At 70.7% G+C, this 17,230-nt stretch carries 14 protein-coding genes; 5 read left to right on the forward strand and 9 right to left on the reverse strand.

Features of this window, described 5'->3' with window-relative positions:
* Positions 1 to 19 precede the first annotated feature (19 nt).
* The 6 genes from Ate02nite_RS01805 to glgX form a co-directional block, all read right to left on the reverse strand.
* On the reverse strand, positions 20 to 742 hold the full coding sequence (locus Ate02nite_RS01805) for a PP2C family protein-serine/threonine phosphatase (protein ID WP_203797893.1): 723 nt from the start codon (positions 740 to 742) through the stop codon (positions 20 to 22).
* 92 nt (positions 743 to 834) lie between these two features.
* Entirely contained in the window at positions 835 to 1,857 is a 1,023-nt protein-coding gene (locus tag Ate02nite_RS01810; RefSeq protein ID WP_203797895.1) for a hypothetical protein, read from the reverse strand.
* On the reverse strand, positions 1,854 to 2,951 hold the full coding sequence (locus Ate02nite_RS01815) for a transporter substrate-binding domain-containing protein (protein WP_203797897.1): 1,098 nt from the start codon (positions 2,949 to 2,951) through the stop codon (positions 1,854 to 1,856). Before Ate02nite_RS01815 ends, Ate02nite_RS01810 begins: the two co-directional genes overlap by 4 nt.
* A gap of 23 nt (positions 2,952 to 2,974) precedes the next feature.
* Positions 2,975 to 4,708, reverse strand: a complete 1,734-nt coding sequence (gene treZ / locus Ate02nite_RS01820) for a malto-oligosyltrehalose trehalohydrolase (protein ID WP_203797899.1) — start codon at positions 4,706 to 4,708, stop codon at positions 2,975 to 2,977.
* On the reverse strand, positions 4,705 to 6,975 hold the full coding sequence (treY, locus tag Ate02nite_RS01825; protein ID WP_203797901.1) for a malto-oligosyltrehalose synthase: 2,271 nt from the start codon (positions 6,973 to 6,975) through the stop codon (positions 4,705 to 4,707). The genes treZ and treY overlap by 4 nt, the downstream gene beginning before the upstream one ends.
* The gene (glgX, locus tag Ate02nite_RS01830; RefSeq protein WP_203797903.1) at positions 6,975 to 9,086 is read right to left on the reverse strand and encodes a glycogen debranching protein GlgX; all 2,112 of its coding nucleotides are present in this window, start codon (positions 9,084 to 9,086) and stop codon (positions 6,975 to 6,977) included. The genes treY and glgX overlap by 1 nt, the downstream gene beginning before the upstream one ends.
* 401 nt (positions 9,087 to 9,487) lie before the next feature.
* Between glgX and Ate02nite_RS01835 the strand changes: the two genes are divergently transcribed.
* Positions 9,488 to 10,120 carry a DUF4360 domain-containing protein gene (locus Ate02nite_RS01835; protein ID WP_203797905.1) on the forward strand — a complete coding sequence of 211 codons (633 nt, stop codon included), beginning with the start codon at positions 9,488 to 9,490 and terminating at the stop codon, positions 10,118 to 10,120.
* 4 nt (positions 10,121 to 10,124) lie between these two features.
* On the opposite strand, the gene Ate02nite_RS01840 is transcribed toward Ate02nite_RS01835, so the two are convergent.
* The 3 genes from Ate02nite_RS01840 to Ate02nite_RS01850 are packed head-to-tail and all read right to left on the reverse strand — an operon-like array spanning position 10,125 to position 12,877.
* Positions 10,125 to 11,039, reverse strand: a complete 915-nt coding sequence (locus Ate02nite_RS01840; protein WP_203797908.1) for a ketopantoate reductase family protein — start codon at positions 11,037 to 11,039, stop codon at positions 10,125 to 10,127.
* A 6-nt stretch (positions 11,040 to 11,045) separates the two neighbouring features.
* The gene (locus Ate02nite_RS01845) at positions 11,046 to 11,309 is read right to left on the reverse strand and encodes a UBP-type zinc finger domain-containing protein (RefSeq protein WP_203797910.1); all 264 of its coding nucleotides are present in this window, start codon (positions 11,307 to 11,309) and stop codon (positions 11,046 to 11,048) included.
* Positions 11,306 to 12,877, reverse strand: a complete 1,572-nt coding sequence (locus tag Ate02nite_RS01850; protein ID WP_203797912.1) for a Na+/H+ antiporter — start codon at positions 12,875 to 12,877, stop codon at positions 11,306 to 11,308. Before Ate02nite_RS01850 ends, Ate02nite_RS01845 begins: the two co-directional genes overlap by 4 nt.
* A gap of 81 nt (positions 12,878 to 12,958) precedes the next feature.
* On the opposite strand from Ate02nite_RS01850, the gene Ate02nite_RS01855 reads away from it, so the two are divergent.
* From Ate02nite_RS01855 to Ate02nite_RS01870, 4 genes are read left to right on the forward strand one after another with little or no spacing between them, the layout of a single operon-like run.
* Positions 12,959 to 13,969, forward strand: a complete 1,011-nt coding sequence (locus tag Ate02nite_RS01855) for a 3-oxoacyl-ACP synthase III family protein (protein ID WP_203797914.1) — start codon at positions 12,959 to 12,961, stop codon at positions 13,967 to 13,969.
* On the forward strand, positions 13,966 to 14,700 hold the full coding sequence (locus tag Ate02nite_RS01860; protein ID WP_203797916.1) for a glycosyltransferase family 2 protein: 735 nt from the start codon (positions 13,966 to 13,968) through the stop codon (positions 14,698 to 14,700). Before Ate02nite_RS01855 ends, Ate02nite_RS01860 begins: the two co-directional genes overlap by 4 nt.
* Positions 14,700 to 16,127 (forward strand): class I adenylate-forming enzyme family protein, encoded by a 1,428-nt coding sequence (locus Ate02nite_RS01865; RefSeq protein WP_203797918.1) that lies wholly within the window; start codon positions 14,700 to 14,702, stop codon positions 16,125 to 16,127. Before Ate02nite_RS01860 ends, Ate02nite_RS01865 begins: the two co-directional genes overlap by 1 nt.
* The gene (locus tag Ate02nite_RS01870) at positions 16,120 to 17,208 is read left to right on the forward strand and encodes a cytochrome P450 (protein WP_203797933.1); all 1,089 of its coding nucleotides are present in this window, start codon (positions 16,120 to 16,122) and stop codon (positions 17,206 to 17,208) included. Before Ate02nite_RS01865 ends, Ate02nite_RS01870 begins: the two co-directional genes overlap by 8 nt.
* Positions 17,209 to 17,230: the final 22 nt, after the last annotated feature.

Genomic DNA, 17,230 nt, shown 5'->3' on the forward strand with positions numbered 1-17,230 from the left:
AACCCGGGTGACGACTGCCTCAGTCCACCGGTGTCAGATCGGCGACAATCACCGTGATGTTGTCCGGGCCGCCGCCGCGCAGGGCGAGGTCGACGAGCCGTTCGGCGCAGGACTTCGCGTCGGAGGCGGCGAGCATCTCCTGCTCGATGGTCTCGTTGCTGACCACCGCGGTGAGGCCGTCGCTGCACAGCAGCCAGCGGTCGCCGGCCTCCGGCTCGACGATCACGTAGGCGGGGCTGACCGGTTCGCCCTGCAGGACCCGGGTGACGACCGAGCGGCGCGGGTGCCCGGCCGCCTCGTCCGGGCGGATCAGGCCCTGGTCGACAAGCATCTGGACGTACGTGTCGTCCTTGGTGAGCTGGTTGAGCCGGCCGTCGCGCACCAGGTAGGCCCGGGAGTCACCGACGTGCGCCATGGCGGCGCGGGTGCCGGAGAAGATGACCGCGGTGAGCGTGGTGCCCATGCCCTGCAGCTCGGGGTCGGCCACGACTTGCTCGGCGATCCGGCCGTTCGCCGCCTCGAGCGCCTTGTGCAACGCGTCCATCTGGTGCTCGTTGTCGATGGGCACGTCGAGCACGCTCATCGCCTCGATGGCAACGCGGCTGGCGAGATCACCGGCGGCCATACCGCCCATCCCGTCGGCGACGACGAGCAGGTTGTCACCGGCGTAGTGACTGTCCTCGTTGTTGCTGCGGACATGTCCTTGATCGGTGATCGCTGCCCACCTCAGGTGCAAGGTCATGGCGGGTAGCTTCCCAGATCACCGCCACCCTGTCTGCACGTGGGCGGCGGCGCGTCGCCGAAAAGCGCGGCGAACCCGGTTCAAAAGGCGCGTCAGCTGGGATTAAGGGGCCGGCCCAGGCATCGCGGGTCGACCGCGTTGTCACGGTGGGTAGGCGCTATCCACGACAGGGCGGACTCCTCGACCCGCCAGCCGCGGACCGCGACGACGCTGTCCGGCGGTCGTACCGGCTCGGGACACAACGTTTTCGACCGTACCTGGTCGTTCGGGATGAAAAGGACGGCACCGTCGCCCTGCAGCATGGTGGTCGAGGTGTCGTCGACCGAGATCAGCTGCCCCCGGACCACGTGGCTGGCACCGTCGGCCGGGCCGACCTCGATGGCGCTGTTGGGCAGCACCGGGGCCCGCAGGAAGATGACGCCGATGGCGAGCGGGGCGACCAGGGCGGCGGCGACGGCCGGCCAGTGCGTGACCAGCCGGGCCGACCAGCGCGGCACCGGGCCGGTGAGCAGCGGCCCGAGCAGCGGCGGCACGCCGAGCATCAGCGCGGTGGTGGTCTCGCCGGCGCGCAGCGCGGTGACGATGCCCGGCCACACGAAGATCAGCACCAGCGCGCCGGTGAGGACCGGAACGCCCACGGTGATCCACAGCATGACCCAGCGCTCGGTGCGGAAGCGCAGGGACGCGGTGACGCCGAGGATCGAGACGATAAGCATGCCGAGGGTCGGCAGCAGGCGCAGCTGCCAGGTGAAGGCGGCCATCATGGTGGCGAGCATGACCACCCAGTCGGGCATCCGCAGCGCGGTGACGGCCAGCAGCGAGCGGCCGGCGTTGTCCGGCTCGCTGACCAGCAGGATGCCGCCGAGGGCGCGCAGCACCAGGATGGCGGCCGGCACGGTCCAGATCAGCGTGATGAACAGCGCGCTGATCATGCCGAGCGGGCTGATGTACTGCACCAGCAGCAGCATCGTCGGCAGGTCCTGACGGCTCAAATACCACAACCGGAGCACGAGCAGCACCAGCGGGAACGCCGGCAGCACGGTGAGCAGCCAGTTGAGCTGCGCCCGGCGGCGCCGGGGCGGGATCGGCCCGCCCTTGACGTAGATGTCCGTCACGGGAACACGCCATCCCACGGAAGGTCCCGAATATCCGGCTTGTCGACATTGGGCTGAAGATCAACCGCGATGGGCGTACGCCCGTTCTGCTCGACCTCGGTCTGGAGGTTGGCCTGGAACGCCTTCTCCCAGCGGTCGTCCTTGGGGTCCTTCAGCGAGCGGTAGAGCGTGAGGTCGACCAGCTTCTTCAGGGCCGGGTTCTCACCCACGTTCACGCCCCAGGCCTCGGTGACGTCGAGGCCGAGGTCCCAGTGATCGAACTCGTCCGGGTAGCGGTCCTTGTAACCGGCCAGGATCGCCGCGTCCGTGGTGACCGCCTCGACCTTGTGGTCGCGCAGATCGGTCACGCACTCGCTGACCACGTTCTTGCTGCGGACGATCACGCCGGCCTGCTCGGGCGCGGTGAGGCTGGTCGAGGCGGACAGCGAGCACGCCTGCTTGCCCTTCAGGTCCTCGAACCGGGAGACGGCGGAGTGGCCCTTGAGCGTGAGCACCGACTGCTCGGTGTAGAGGTACGGCGCGGAGAAGGTCACCCCGGCCATGTCCTCCCGCCTCGGGGTGATGCTGTAGCTGGCGATCACCAGCTTGACCGGCACCCGCTTCCCGTCGGTGTCGTAGGCCTGCATGCGGGCCCGGTCCTCGCTCTGGATGCCGTAGAACTTGACCTCCGAGCGCCGGAACCCGAGGTCCTCGGCGATCATGTAGGCGACGTCGACGTCGAAGCCGCTCCAGATCTTCTTGCCCTTGTCGTAGTACGCGACCCCGGGCTGGTCGTCCTTGACCCCGACGGTGAGCACCGCCCAGGTGTCCACGCCGGACTGCGCACGCAGCTGGGCCACCGACGGCGGCCCGCCCACGAACACCTTCACCATGGCCAGGCCGAGCGTCAGAACGAGCGCGAGGCCGAGCGCGGCCAGCCGGAACGCGGCCAGGTTGAAACGCGGCCGCGGGTCGGCGAGCGGTTCCGGGTCGGGCGGGGGCAACCGGCGGTCGGCCGCCTCCCGCTCGGCGATGTCCTGCACGGCGATGTCTTCCGCGGTGCCGTCCGGTCCCGGCATGCGCCGCTTCAACGGCCACGCGAAGCGCTCGGTCATTGGCCCATGGTGCCGTACCGGCACTACCGCGTGGTTACCACCACCGCACTCTCGGGCGGCAGCTCCACCCGATCGCGTTGCAGCACTACCCCGGGCTCGGTGGCAAGGAGTACCTTGCTCGGCACCGAGCGCAGGCTGACGGTCTGCGGCACCGGCGCCAGGTTGGCGGCGACCAGGCAGTTGCCGCGTCTGATCACGACATGCTGGTCGCCGTGCCAGACCTCGACCTTGGACAGCCACGGGTCGGACAGGCCGGGCTGGGTGCGCCGCAGCGCGATGAGCCGCTTGTAGAGATCGAGGATCTCGGCGTGGCCCGGCTTGGCCGGCTCCTCCCAGTCGAGTTTGGACCGCTGGAAGGTCGCCGGGTCCTGCGGGTCGGGCACCTCGGCCTCGGCCCAGCCGTGCGAGGCGAACTCACGCCGCCGGCCGGTGCGGACCGCGTCGGCCAACTCCGGCTCGGGGTGGCTGGTGAAGAACTGCCACGGACTGCTGGCGGCCCACTCCTCGCCCATGAACAGCATCGGGGTGAACGGCCCGGTCAGCAGCAGGGTCGCGCCGACCTTGAGCAGGCCGGGCGAGAGCAGCGCGGAGAGCCGGTCGCCGACCGCCCGGTTGCCGATCTGATCATGGTTTTGCAGGAACGCCACGAACCGGTGGCCCGGCGTGGACAGCCGGTTGACCGGCCGGCCGTGGTGCCGTTGCCGGAAGCTGGACCAGGTGCCGGCGTGGAAGAACGCGCCTTCCAGGACGCTCTGCAGGCAGTCCAGCGAGCCGAAGTCGCCGTAGTAGCCCTGCCGCTCCCCGGTGAGCAGGGTGTGCAGGGCGTGGTGCACGTCGTCGTCCCACTGGGCCTGCAGGCCGAAGCCGCCGGCCTCGCGCGGTGTGATCAGCCGGGGGTCGTTGAGGTCGGACTCGGCGATCAGCGAGAGCGGCCGGCCCAGCTGCGCCGACAGCGTCTCCACCTCGACCGCGAGCTGCTCGAGCAGGTTGGTCGCGGAGTGGTCGGTGAGTGCGTGCACGGCGTCCAGTCGCAGCGCGTCGACGTGGTAGTCACGCAGCCACATCAGCACGTTGTCGGCGATGTAGCGGCGCACCTCGTCGGAGCGCGGGCCGTCCAGGTTGACCGAGTCGCCCCACGGGTTGGTGCCGTGCGCGGCCAGGTAGGGGGCGAACATCGGGGCGTACGCGCCGCTGGGCCCGAAGTGGTTGTAGACCACGTCCAGCACCACGCCCAGGCCGCGCGCGTGACAGGCGTCGACCAGGCGCTTCAAGCCGTCGGGGCCGCCGTAGGCCGCGTGCGGGGCGTACCAGCAGACGCCGTCGTAGCCCCAGTTGTACTCACCGTTGAAGGCGTTGACCGGCAGCAGTTCGACCAGGTCGACGCCGAGGTCGACGAGGTAGTCGAGCCGCTCGACGGCCGCGTCGAAGGTGCCCGCCGGGGTGAACGTGCCGACGTGCAACTCGTAGAGCACCGCGCCGGGCAGCTGGCGGCCCGTCCAGGTCTGGTCGGTCCAGGTGAAGGCGGACTGGTCGTAGACCCGGCTGGGGCCGTGCACGCCGTCCGGCTGCCACGGCGAGCGCGGATCGGGCAGCGGCGCCTGGACGTCCGGCAAAACGTACGCGTAGTCGCTGCCGGGGCCGGCCGCCGGCACGTCGAGGCGCCACCAGCCGTCGTCGCCGCGTTCCATTTCGCGGTCCTCCCCCGCCACCCGCAACTTGACCGTCTTCTCGGGGACCCAGACTTCGAAGAGCGTCATTGTTCTTTCACCAGGAGTGCGACGGGATAGGTGCGCAGCAGTTCGGCCACCGACAAACGGTTCCCGCCATAGCTCGTGTTGGTGAAGACTTCCGTCCAGCTGTGGCCGTCGAGTGACAGCGAAGTGTCGCCCCAGCCGCCATGGCGTGACAAACCCACGGGCAGCCGGGTGGCCACCGTCACCACGCCGCCGCGGTCGAAGGCGAGGGCGTGCTCGCCGCAGCGCCCCTCGGCCCAGACCGGGCGGTAACCGGTGAACAGTTCCGGACGCTGCCGGCGCAACCGCAGGGCGCGGCTGGTGACCAGCAACTTGGCCGCGCCGCTCTCGTCGACCTCGGGGAGCCAGCCGTCGTCGAGGCGGGCCAGCAGCTCGCGGCGGGCCGCGAAGTCGACCGGCCGGCGGTTGTCCGGGTCGACAAGCGAGAGGTCCCACAGCTCGCTGCCCTGGTAGACGTCGGGGACGCCGGGCATGGTGAGCTGCACGACCTTCTGCCCGAGCGAGTTGGACCAGCCGGGCCGGGTGATCGACGCGGCGAAGTCGGTGATCTCCCGGTTCAGCGCGGGGTCGTCGTAGATCTGGTCGACCATCTCGCGCAGCCGCGACTCGAAACGCTCGTCGGGCTGGTGCCAGCTGGTCGCGGTCGCCGCCTCCCGGGCGCTCTTCACGGCGTACGCCTGGAGCCTCTCCCGGGAGATCGGCCAGGCACCCACCGCGGCCTGCCAGATCAGATGGGCCAGCGCCGGTTCCGGGAGCGGAGCGATCCGGACCCACCGGCGGACCACCTCGGTCCAGTCCCCGGGCACCTCGGCGAGCACCGCGAGCCGCGCCCGGACGTCCTCGCTGCGCTTGGTGTCGTGGGTCGAGAGGCTGGTCATCGCGTCCGGCCAGTCGCGGCGGCGCTGCTCGGTGACGTCGTGGAACTCGTCGGGGCTGACCCCGAACTTGGCCGGGTCGTTGCCGACCTCGTTGCGGGCGGTGAAGCGGGTCCAGCGGTAGAACGACGCGTCCTCGACACCCTTGGCCATCAGCGCGCCGGTGTACTGCTGGAACCGCACGGCCAGCTCGTCGGCGGGGTTGCGCAGCCGGGCGGTGAGCTGGTCGAGCACCCCGATCAGCTGCGGCCGGCGGCGGCCGGCCTCGGCCCGCGCCTTGGCCAGGTGCCGGGAACCGAACGGCAGGTAGGAGCGGTAGACCGGGAAACAGGCGGCCAGTTCGGCCAGGGCCTTCGGGGCGGCTTCGATCTCCGGTACGAGGCGGGCGAGCCGGCCGAGCTCGGCCGCCAGGTGCGTGGTGGCGATCGCGAGTTTCGCCTCGTGCACCTGGTCCTGCCAGGAGGTCTCACCGCCGGTGAGGTGGTGCTGGAGGGTGTCGAAGAACGCCTCGGTGGACGGGTCGACGAAGACCCCGCAGACCTCGGCGAGCGTGTCGTAGCCGGTGGTGCCGGCGACCGGCCAGGGCGGCAGCTCCTCACCCGGCTCGAGGATCTTCTCGACCACGATCCAGGCGCCGGGGGCGGCGTCGCGGAGCCGGTCGAAGTAGCCGCCGGGGTCGCGCAGGCCGTCCGGGTGGTCGACCCGGATGCCGTCGGCAATGCCCTCGGCGATCCAGCGGAGGATCTCGGCGTGCGTGGCGGCGAACACGGCCGGGTCCTCGACCCGCAGGCCGGCCAGGTCGGTGATGGTGAAGAAGCGGCGGTAGTTGAGCTCGCGGTCGCCGCGGGTCCAGTCGGCCAGCTCGTAGTGCTGCCGGTCGTGGACCTCGCGGGGCGTGCCGTCGCCGGTGCCGTCCGCGATCGGGAAGCGCTTGTCGTAGTAGCGCAGCTCCCCGTCCTCGATGCGCAGCTGGTCGAGCTCCTCCGGCGTACTCCCCAGGACCGGAAGGAGCAGGCGGCCGCGCGACCAATCGATGTCGTAGAAATCGGAGAATTCCGATTTCTGCCCGTGCTTCAGCACGTCCCACCACGTCGGGTTGAGCGGCGGAACCGCCACCCCGGCGTGGTTGGGGACGATGTCGACCACGAGGCCGAGGCCGGCTGCTTTCAATGCGGCCGACAAATCGGTCAAAGCGGCAGCGCCACCGAGCTCGGGATTCACCGCGCGGTGATCGACGACGTCGTAGCCGTGCTGGGAACCAGGAGTCGCGGTCAGGATCGGCGCCGTGTAGAGGTGCGACACCCCTAGATCGGCCAGGTAGTCAGCGAGTTCGGCGGCGGCGGACAACGGAAAATCGGGTCGGACCTGGACTCGATAGGTTCCGGATGGGGACATCAGACCGTCCTGTCCAGCACGATGAGGGATCGGTCGGCCACCCAGATCTTGCTGCCGGCCTCCACGACCGACGGGCTGTCCGGGGATGGCTCGGCCGTTTCGATGACCTTTTCCCACTTCTCCCCGTACTCAGTCGGAGGCGTGGCGAACTCGAGCGGTGCGTCGTGCGCGTTGAAGAACAGCAGGAACGACGAGTCGACGTGGCGCTGGCCGTACTGACCGCGCTCGCGGATGCCCTCGCCGTTGACGAACAGCGCCACCGCCCGGCCGAAGTCGTTGCCCCAGTCGTCGCCGGCCATCTGCCGGCCGTCCGGGGTGAACCACTCGAGGTCGGGCAGCGGGTCGCCGCCGCCGCGGGCGGTGACCGGCAGGCCGGTGAAGAACCGGCGCCGCTGGAACACCTGGTGCCGGTGCCGGAACGCGGTGAGCTTGCGGGTGAACTCGAGCAGCTGCTCGTCGGCGGCGCCCCAGTCGATCCAGGCCAGCTCGTTGTCCTGGCAGTACGCGTTGTTGTTGCCCTGCTGGGTGCGGCCGAGCTCGTCGCCGTGCGAGATCATCGGCACGCCCTGGGACAGCATCAGCGTGGCCAGGAAGTTGCGCCGCTGCTTGCCGCGCAGGGCGAGCACCTTCTCGTCGGTGGTCGGGCCCTCGATGCCGCAGTTCCAGGACCGGTTGTGGCTCTCGCCGTCCCGGTTTTCTTCCCCGTTGGCGTCGTTGTGCTTGTCGTTGTACGCCACCAGGTCGTTGAGCGTGAAGCCGTCGTGCGCGGTGACGAAGTTGATCGAGTGGAAGGGTTTGCGGCCGTCGTCCTGGTAGAGGTCGGCCGAGCCGGTGATCCGGGAGGCGAACTCGGCCAGCGTGGCCGGCTCGCCCCGCCAGAAGTCGCGGACCGTGTCGCGATATTTGCCGTTCCACTCGGTCCAGTTCGGCGGGAAGTTGCCGACCTGGTAGCCGCCGGGGCCGACGTCCCACGGCTCGGCGATCAGCTTGACCTGGCCGACCACCGGGTCCTGCTGCACCACCTCGAAGAACGTGGACAGCCGGTCGACGTCGTAGAACTCCCGGGCCAGGGTCGAGGCCAGGTCGAACCGGAAGCCGTCGACGTGCATCTCGGTGACCCAGTAACGCAGCGAATCCATGATCAGCTGGAGGCTCTGCGGACTGCGCACGTTGAGGCTGTTACCCGTACCGGTGTAGTCCATGTAGAAATGGGGTTGATCGTCCACCAGGCGGTAATAGGTGCGGTTGTCGATGCCCTTCAGCGACAGCGTCGGACCCAGGTGGTTGCCCTCGGCGGTGTGGTTGTAGACCACGTCGAGGATGACTTCCATGCCCGCCTTGTGCAGGGCCTTGACCATGCCGCGGAACTCCTGGGTCTGCTGGCCCAGCGTGCCGGTCGACGAGTAACCCTGGTACGGCGCGAAGAAGCCGAGCGTGTTGTAACCCCAGTAGTTGCGCAGGCCCAGGTCGTGCAGCCGGTTGTCGTGCACGAACTGGTGCACCGGCATCAGCTCCACCGCGGTCACGCCGAGGCCCTTGAGGTGCTCGATGATCGCCGGGTGGCCGAGCGCCGAATAACTGCCGCGCATGTCCTTGGGCACCTCGGGGTGCCGCTCGGTAAGGCCCTTGACGTGCGTCTCGTAGATCACCGAGTGGTGGTAAGGGATGTCCGGGCGGCGGTCGTTCCCCCAATCGAAGTACGGGTTGACGACCACGCCCTTGGCCATGTACGGCGCCGAGTCGAGATCCGACATCTGGTCCGGGTTGCCGAGCTCGTACGCGTACAGCGACGGGTGCCAGTTGATGTCGGCGTCGACCGCTCGCGCGTACGGGTCCAGGAGCAGCTTGTGCGGGTTGTACCGCAGGCCCCGGCCCGGTTCGTACGGCCCGTAGACCCGGTAGCCGTAGCGCTGTCCCGGTTCGACGCCGGGCAGGTAGGCGTGCCAGACGAAGGCGTCCTGCTCGTGCAGCTGAACCTTGCGCTCGTTTCCGGACGGGTCGAACAGACACAGCTCGACCGCCTCGGCTCCCTCGGAGAAGATCGCGAAGTTCGTGCCCGTCCCGTCGTAGGTTGCCCCAAGCGGGTACCGGTGACCAGGCCAAACTTGCATTTCGTGCTCCCACCCCTCGACCGTCGGTGCACTACGGCCGCACCGTGGCGAGCGGTGTGTGCCCGCCGCCCCGCCGGTCTAATCCTGTGCGCCCGCGTCAGCGGTCATTCTCACCGATGGGGCTGACAACTTCCGCACGACTGTCCGGTTGCCCGCAGATCCGCTCGCTCGGGGTGGGCCGATCGGCCGAGCCGTAGCATCCGCCGCCCGCCCCGCGGCGTCATTCACAAAATACTGACCAGTTATCCGAACAATGACCGAACGGTCGGCCTCATAAATCTTTCGAATAGCCAGTATATCCATTTTCCAACAACGGCTTTCACCTGCGAAAAGTACGTTACTTGCGGCTTGCCGATTCCATTATGTAAGTCTTTTTCGGCTATTCGCAGGAGGAAAAGAAAATGTTTCAGGCACTGACTGCCGGAGTCCTTTTTCTGTCGTCGCTGGCGTCGCCGGTGACCTCGCCGGCCAAGGCCTCCCCGCCGCCGAACGACAAGATGACCATCGCCGTGGTGGGCGTCAACGGCAGCGGCTGCGCCCCGGGCACCGCCACCGTGCTGCCCGCGCAGGACAACACCGCGTTCACCGTGCTCTACAGCGAGTACGCGGCCCAGGCCGGCAAGGGCGCGGCGCCGGACGAGTTCCGGCGCAACTGTCAGCTCGCGCTCAACGTGCGGGTGCCGTCCGGCTACACGTACGCGATCGCCAAGACCGACTTCCGCGGCTTCATGCGACTGGCCCCCGGCGCCTGGGCGTACGAGCAGGCGAACTACTACTTCCAGGGTTACTCGCAGACGGTCCGGGCCCGGCACAACTTCGGTGGCCCGGCCGACGGCGACTGGCAGGCCACCGACCTGGTCGGGCTCGAGTCGTACTCGTGGGCGCCGTGCGGCGAGAAGCGTTACCTGAACATCAACACCGAACTGCGGGTCGGCACCGGCTCGTCGAACGGCCAGACCCTCAACATGATCGCGATGGACTCCACCGACACCAGCCTCAGCACGATCTACCACCTGGCCTGGAAGAAGTGCTAGGACGCTAGGACCGGTTCGTCGCATAGATGCTCAGCGCGGTGTACGCCGCGCTGAGCATCGGGACCGGGACGTCGTGCTTGGCGGCCTCGGCCACGAAATCGCCGAGGATCGCGTCGGCCTCGACCGGAGCGCCCTGGATCAGGTCCCGGTACATCGACGAGGTCAGCGGCGCGGTGCTGGAGATGTTGCTCTGCAGCAGCGACACCGCACCGGCCCGGGGCGGATGACCAGCCGCGGCGGCGATCGCCATCGCCTCCGCGGCGACCCGGGCCCCGAAGTCGCTGCCGCCCGGCGCCGCGTTGATCTCGCCGACCGTGCCCCGCATCAGCGTGGTGGCGGCGCCCAGCGACGCCAGGAAGACCCACTTCTCCCACATGTCCTGGACGATGGACAGCGACGGGTTCGAGTCGAACTCCGGCCCGGACAGCGCGCTGGTGACCTCGGGCAGCCGCGGGTCCTCGGAGCCGTCGAGCGGCCCGTAACCGATCCGGTGCAGCCCGGTCATCTGCACCACGTCGCCGTCGTCGTCGAGCGTCGCCTGGATCATGCAGACGCCACCCCAGGCCCGTTCCGGCCCGAACGCGCCCTCCAGCTCGTCGACGTGCCGCATGCCGTTGAGCAGCGGCACGATCACGGTGTCCGGGCCGACCGCCGGTGCCATGTCGAGCAGCGCCTGCTCCAGGGCGTAGCTCTTCACGGCCAGCACGATCAGGTCGTACGCGCCGTCCACGGTGTCCGCGGTGACCGTGCGCGGGTGCACCACGGTCTCGCCGTCCGGGCTCTTGATCCGCAGGCCGCGCTGCTGGAGCACGGTCTGCCGGCCCGGCCGCACCAGGAACGTGACGTCCTTACCGGCCGAGGCGAGCCGCCCGCCGAAATATCCGCCGGTGGCACCGGCCCCTACAAAGAGTGTCCGCACAAGGACTCAGCCTAGGAGTTCGTCCTCGAAACACCAGCGCCACTTCTCGCCCGGCTCGTAGGACCGCATCACCGGGTGGCCGCTCTCGGCGTGGTGCGCGGACATGTGCCGGCGCGGTGACGAGTCGCAGCAGGCCACCACGCCGCAGTTCAGACACGTACGCAGGTGCACCCAACCGGTGAAGCCCGCGGCCACGCACTGGGGGCACCCGTCCTCGTAGGCCGACTGCGGTTCCGGTTCGCCGGCTTCCGCCAGGTGCTGGCAGCTCAATCGTCACTCCGTTGCAGCTGGGATTCTTCCAGGTCGAGCTCGCGCTGGGCGCGGGTGAGCACCTCTTCGGGGATGCGCCCCTCGTTCCGCGCGATCTTGAAAACATGCCGTTCCGCACTGATCATCTCGCGCCGCAGCCGACCGTACGCCGCGGAGGGGGTCTCCGCCTGCTGATTGCCGAGCCGTTCCCAGGCGTTGTTGCCCCGGCTGCCGACAAGTGACCGTAGCCGGTCGACCACCTCGCTGGGCGCGTCGCCGGCGTTCTCCTCGAGCGCGGCCAGCGCGGCCCGCCCGGCCTGATGCTGCACGCCCGCCTCGGCCAGGGCGTCCTCGGTGCTGGTGTCCTGCCGCACGCCGAGCTTCACCGCGATCCAGGGCAGCGTGGTGCCCTGGATCAGCAGGGTCAGCACGATCACCGCGAACGCCACGAAGATGAACAGGTCGCGGTGATATTCGGGCACCTTGCCGCCCTCCGGCGGCAGGGTCTGCGCGGCCGCGAGGGTCACCACGCCGCGCATGCCGGCCCAGGCCAGCACGGTCGGCACGCTGATCGGTGGCCGTTCCTCGCGCTGCCGGATGCGGGGCACCAGCCGCACCAGATAGGTGGCCGGGTACATCCACACGAACCGCAGCACCACCAGCGTGGCGAACACCGCGACGGTGACCGTCACGGTGGTGCCCACGTCGGTCTCGATGCTCTCCCCGATGTGCCGCAGCTGCAGCCCCACCAGCAGGAACACCACGCCTTCGAGCAGGAACGTGACAAGCTTCCAGACCGCGTCCATCTGCAGCCGCGAGGTGGGCGACAAAAGGTACGGAATGCGGTGCCCGAGGTAGAGGCCGGCGATCACCACGGCCACGACGCTGGAGCTGTGCAGCTCCTCGGCCACGATCACCACCACGAACGGGGTGAGCAGCGACACCGCGTCGTCCAGCAGCGGGTCGACGATCTTGCGGTGCAGCTTGGCCGCCACGAACGCGCCGAGCAGCCCGATCAGCACGCCGCCGCCGGCCTTCAGCGCCACCTCGCCCGCGATCGGCCAGAACCCGACCACCCCGGCGCTGAGCGCGGCCACCGAGATGCGCACCAGCACCAGCGCGGTCGCGTCGTTGAGCAGGCTCTCGCCCTCGAGGATGGTCACCACCCGGCGGGGCAGGCCGATGCTGCGGGCGATCGCGGTGGCCGACACCGCGTCCGGCGGAGCCACGATCGCGCCCAGCGCCACACACGCCGCGAACGGGATGTCCGGCACCAGCATGTGCACGACGGCGCCCACGACGAACGCGGTGACCAGCACCAACCCGACCGCGAGCAGCAGGATCGGGCGGATCGCCCGGCGGAACGCGGGCACCGAGGTCTGCAGCGCGGCAACGTACAGCAGCGGGGGCAGGATGCCGATCAGCACCAGCTCCGGCTCGAGTTCCGCCTCCGGGAAGCCCGGCACGTAGGACAGGCCGAGCCCGGCCACGAGCAGGACCAGGGGCGCCACGAACCCGAGACGGCGGGCCAGGGCCGCACCGATAACCGAGATGGCCACCAGGACGACCACGTCGACGATGCTGCTCATGCCGCAAAGCTTATTGAATGCTGATAGCGACGGCGCGTGCGGATCATCACCGCATAGCGCGGATAGGCAAGGCTGTCGCGCATGACGGAGCCTCTTAAGACCGTGGGGATCACCGGAACCGCGTACGCCCTGCCGGCCCGCGAGGTGCCGACCGCCGACCTGCAGCGCCGGGTCGCGACGGCCAGCGGCCTGATGCTGCCGCCGCGGATGTTCGAGCAGGCCACCGGCATCCGGCGGCGGCGGATCGCGGCCGACGACGAGTACGCCTCCGACCTCGCCATCGACGCCGCCACCAAGGTGCTGGCCGAGACCGGCCGGGACCCGCTCGACATCGACCTGCTGCTGTTCGCGAGCGCCACCCGGGACATGGCCGAACCGGCGACCGCGCACGTGGTGCAGGCCGCGCTGGGCAGCCGGGCGCACGTCATGGACGTCACGAACGCCTGCAACAGCTTCCTCAACGGCATCGACCTGGCCCGCTCGATGATCCTGGCCGGCCGGGCGACCCGCGCCCTGGTGGTGACCGGCGAGACCCCGACCCGGGCGATGCGCCCCCGCCTCGACGGTCTGGCCCAGGCCCGCAGCGCGTTCGCCGGCTACACGTTCGGCGACGCCGGCGCGGCCGTCCTGGTCGAGCCGGTGGCGACCGGCGGCATCGTCGACATCGACAGCGAGACCCACTCCGAGCACTGGGCGGCCGGCGGCATCTTCGGCGGCGGCTCCCGGCACCCGCGCGGTGACGAGCACACCTACTTCACCGGCGACGGGCACCGGCTGCGCCGGATCTTCGAACAGATCGGGGCCGGCCTGATCGAACGGGTCGCGCGACGCACCGGGTACGGCTGGGACGACTACGCCAAGGTGCTCGTGCACCAGGTGACGTTGCCCTACCTCGACCGGTTCGTGCAGGTCACCGGGGTGCCCCGGGACAAGCTCGAGGTCACCGTCACGGAACTGGGCAATATGGCATCGGCGTCTCTCGGCGTACAGCTGGCTCGGGTTCGTCCGCAGTTGGAAACCGGCGACCGGGTGCTGTTGATCGGACTGGGCGGCGGTGTCAGCCTGATGACCATGATCTGGGAGGTCTCGTGACGGCACCGCTGTGGGTGGTCGTGCCGGCCTACAACGAGGCCGCGAAGATCGGCGCCACCCTGCGTGCCCTGGCCGGCCAGACCGACACCGACTTCACCCTGCTGGTGGTCGACAACGGCTCCACCGACGCGACGGCCGCGCTGGCCCGGCGCTTCACCGCGCCGTTTCCCGTGCACGTGCTGGTCGAGCCGGAGAAGGGCGTCGGCTGCGCGGTCGACACCGGATTCCGGCACGCCATCGCGCACGGCGCCACCCACCTGGCCCGCACCGACGCCGACTGCCTGCCCGCGCCCGGCTGGGTGGCGGCCGCCCGGCTGGCCCTGACCGAGAGCCGCGGCCTGGCCTGCGGCCGCATCGTGGCCCGCCGCGACGAACACGGCCCGCTCGGCCGCGCCTGGTTCCGCCTGCTGGTCTCGCTGGCCGCGTGGTTCGGCCGGTTCCGGCCGGAACATCGCGGCCCCGAGTTCAAGGCGCCCTACCGGATGCATGCCGGCAACAACATGGCCATCACCGCCGAGCTGTACCAGGCCTGCGGCGGCATGCCCCGCCGCCCGTCCCCCACCGACCGCACGTTCCTCAACCGGGTCCGCCGCACCACCGCGGCGATCACCCACAGCCGGCACATGGTGGTGGCCAACTCCACCCGCCGCATTCGCGCCTACGGCGTCCTGGGCACCGCGAAGTGGTACCTCGACCGCGGCAGCGGCCACCGAACGGCGGACCCGCGCTGATGCTCGACTCCTTCATCGGCGGCCTCCGCGCCGGGGACGACCGGCCCGCTCTGGCCGGGCGGGTCACTCGCGGTGAGTTGGCCGTGCTCACCCACGGCTACGCCGTTTCGCTGCGCGAACAAGGGCTGGGCGCGGGCGACACGGTTGGCTTGGCCGTACGGCCGGGAGCACGCTCACTGGCGACCATGCTGGCCGCGTACCACCTGGGCCTGCGGATCGCCGTGCTGGACCCGACCGCCGGCCCCGACGTGCTCCAAGCTCGCCTGGCCCTGGCCGCGCCGCGGCTGATCCTCGCCGACGCGGCCGCGCAGGCCGTGGCCGGGTGGCTGGCCCCGCTGGCCCGGCGCGCCCACCTCGCCCTGCCGGATCTCGGCGCGTTGGCGCCGGTTCGCACCATCGGGCGGCGCCTGCCCGGCTCACCGCCGGCGCTGCGCCCGCTACCCGGTCCGTTGCCGGCCGGCTTCGACGGGGACGGCGACGCGGTCATCGTCTTCACCTCCGGGACGACCAGCCGGCCGCGCGCCGTCGTGCACACCCGGTCATCGCTGTCCGCCGGGATGACTGCGGTGCGTGACCTGGTCCGGCCGGCGCCGGACGTCCCGGTCCTGGGCGGAACGTTCTTCGTGCTGCTGCCGTCGCTGGCGAGCGGCGCTCCGGTGGCGCTGCCGGCCCGGCGCGGTCTGGGCCGGCAGATCCGCACGCTGCAGCCGCAGGCGACCTATCTGACGCCGCCTCAGCTCCGGGCGGCGCTGGCGGCCCGGGTGCGGTTCACCGGGCGGGTCTACAGCGGTTCGGCGCCGATCAGCGCGGCCCTGCTGCAAGCGGTACGCGCGGCCGGCGCCGCGGAGGCCTGGGGGGTCTACGCGCTGACCGAGGTGTTTCCCGCCGCCGCGGTCGAGTCGGCGGCGAAGTCGGCTTACACCGGCTCCGGCGACCTGGTGGGCGAGCTGCTGCCCGGGGTGACCGCGTCGGTGAGCGCCGGCGGCGAGCTGTTGCTGTCCGGCCCGACCGCGGCGTCCCGCTACCTGGGCGAGGAACCGTTCGACCAGGTGGCGACCGGTGACCAGGGCCGGGTGGAGGACGGGCGGGTGATCCTGGGCGGTCGGCTGAAGGACATGATCCTGCGCCGGGCCGAGAACATCTATCCGGGCCTGTACGAGCCGTCCCTGCACGTCCCCGGCGTAGAGCTGGCCCTGCTGGTCGGCGTTCCCACCCCCGACGGCGACGAGCGGGTGGTGGCCGTGATCCAGCCCGCGACGGGTGCCGCCGAGGCGTCGATCCGCGCGGCGCTTCGCGACCCGCTGTCCCGGATGGGCGCCGCCCGCCCCGACGCGGTGCTGTTCGCCCAGATCCCGCTGACCGGCCGTTCGCAGAAGCCCGACCGCCCCGCCACCGCCCACCTGGCCGCATCGCGGATCGATGGGTAACGCCCGGGCCCGGGATCGGCGGGTCTACCTGGGCAGTCATCCGGTGCTATTCGCGCTGCTCGCGGCCACCCGGCGGTGGCCGGTGCTGCGGATCGGGCGGACGCTGATCGTGCACGATCGGGAGGCCTATCTCGCGGCGCTCACCCGGATCCCGCTCGATCGGACCGCCGCGGGCACCACCGGCGGGGCGGTTGATCGGCTCGCCGGGACGGGCGGGCTGTTCGATCAGCACGGAGACGCGCATCGGCGCACCCGGCGGGACGTGGCCGACGGGCTCGGGGCGGCCGGGGTGGAACGGCTACGGCCGGCCTGGACCAAGCTCATCGACGAACGGCTCGCGCCGCTCGGCACCGGCGGGACCGTGGATCTCGTGCCGCTCGCCGCGGAGATCGCCGGCAGCACGGCGGCGGCGCTGCTCGACCTGGACGTGGACCCGATCGCCCTGGCGGCCGCCGCTCAAGAGGCCGGAGCCACGGCAGCGCGAGGACATCTGCCGGGGATCGGCCGCCGACGGGCCGCCCGCGAGGCCGAACGAGCAGCGGAGCGGCTCATCAACCTGCTCGGGAACGCTCCAGCCGGTAGTGGGCTGGCTGCCACGCTTGCTGTTGCGGCCGTCAACACCACGGTGGCCGCTCTGCCTCGGGCCGCGGCGTGGGCTTGTGGGGATGGGGCGCTTTGGGCGTACGCCGGGGAGGCCGCCCTTGCCGATGAGCTGTTGCGCGTCACCGCGCCTACGCCGCTCCTGCCTCGCGTGGCCGCCGACGGCGGTGATCTTGGTGGTTGTCCGGTGCGGGCCGGCGACCGCATGCTGCTGATCGCCCGGCATGCCGCCGACGCGCACCGGCTTGACCCCGATCCGGCCCGGCCGGCGCCGGCCCGGACCGCGCAGCTCGTCTTCGGCGCGGGGCCGCACGCCTGCCCGGGTGCCCGGCTGGCCCGGCTTCAGCTCAGCGACTTTCTCGCCGCGCTCGCGCCGCATCGGCCGGTGGTCGTCCGGGCCCGCGCGGATCGCCGCTCGGCCCTGCCCGGCTGGCGCTCACTGATAGTGCGCGCCACCGAGTTCGGCGGCGACTCAGCGTGAGCGCCGCCGTGACCGGAGGCAG

Origin of the sequence: Paractinoplanes tereljensis (genome assembly GCF_016862435.1) — a bacterium.
In the GTDB taxonomy this organism is placed as follows: Bacteria; Actinomycetota; Actinomycetes; order Mycobacteriales; family Micromonosporaceae; genus Actinoplanes; species Actinoplanes tereljensis.

Bases quoted from the DNA above. Each gene is read 5' to 3' on its own strand.
- Ate02nite_RS01835 (WP_203797905.1), top strand. From the start codon at position 9,488: ATGTTTCAGGCACTGACTGCCGGAGTCCTTTTTCTGTCGTCGCTGGCG.
- treZ (WP_203797899.1), bottom strand. From the start codon at position 4,708: ATGACGCTCTTCGAAGTCTGGGTCCCCGAGAAGACGGTCAAGTTGCGG.
- Ate02nite_RS01855 (WP_203797914.1), top strand. From the start codon at position 12,959: ATGACGGAGCCTCTTAAGACCGTGGGGATCACCGGAACCGCGTACGCC.
- glgX (WP_203797903.1), bottom strand. From the start codon at position 9,086: ATGCAAGTTTGGCCTGGTCACCGGTACCCGCTTGGGGCAACCTACGAC.
- Ate02nite_RS01870 (WP_203797933.1), top strand. From the start codon at position 16,120: ATGGGTAACGCCCGGGCCCGGGATCGGCGGGTCTACCTGGGCAGTCAT.
- treY (WP_203797901.1), bottom strand. From the start codon at position 6,975: ATGTCCCCATCCGGAACCTATCGAGTCCAGGTCCGACCCGATTTTCCG.
- Ate02nite_RS01805 (WP_203797893.1), bottom strand. From the start codon at position 742: ATGACCTTGCACCTGAGGTGGGCAGCGATCACCGATCAAGGACATGTC.
- Ate02nite_RS01850 (WP_203797912.1), bottom strand. From the start codon at position 12,877: ATGAGCAGCATCGTCGACGTGGTCGTCCTGGTGGCCATCTCGGTTATC.
- Ate02nite_RS01865 (WP_203797918.1), top strand. From the start codon at position 14,700: ATGCTCGACTCCTTCATCGGCGGCCTCCGCGCCGGGGACGACCGGCCC.
- Ate02nite_RS01815 (WP_203797897.1), bottom strand. From the start codon at position 2,951: ATGACCGAGCGCTTCGCGTGGCCGTTGAAGCGGCGCATGCCGGGACCG.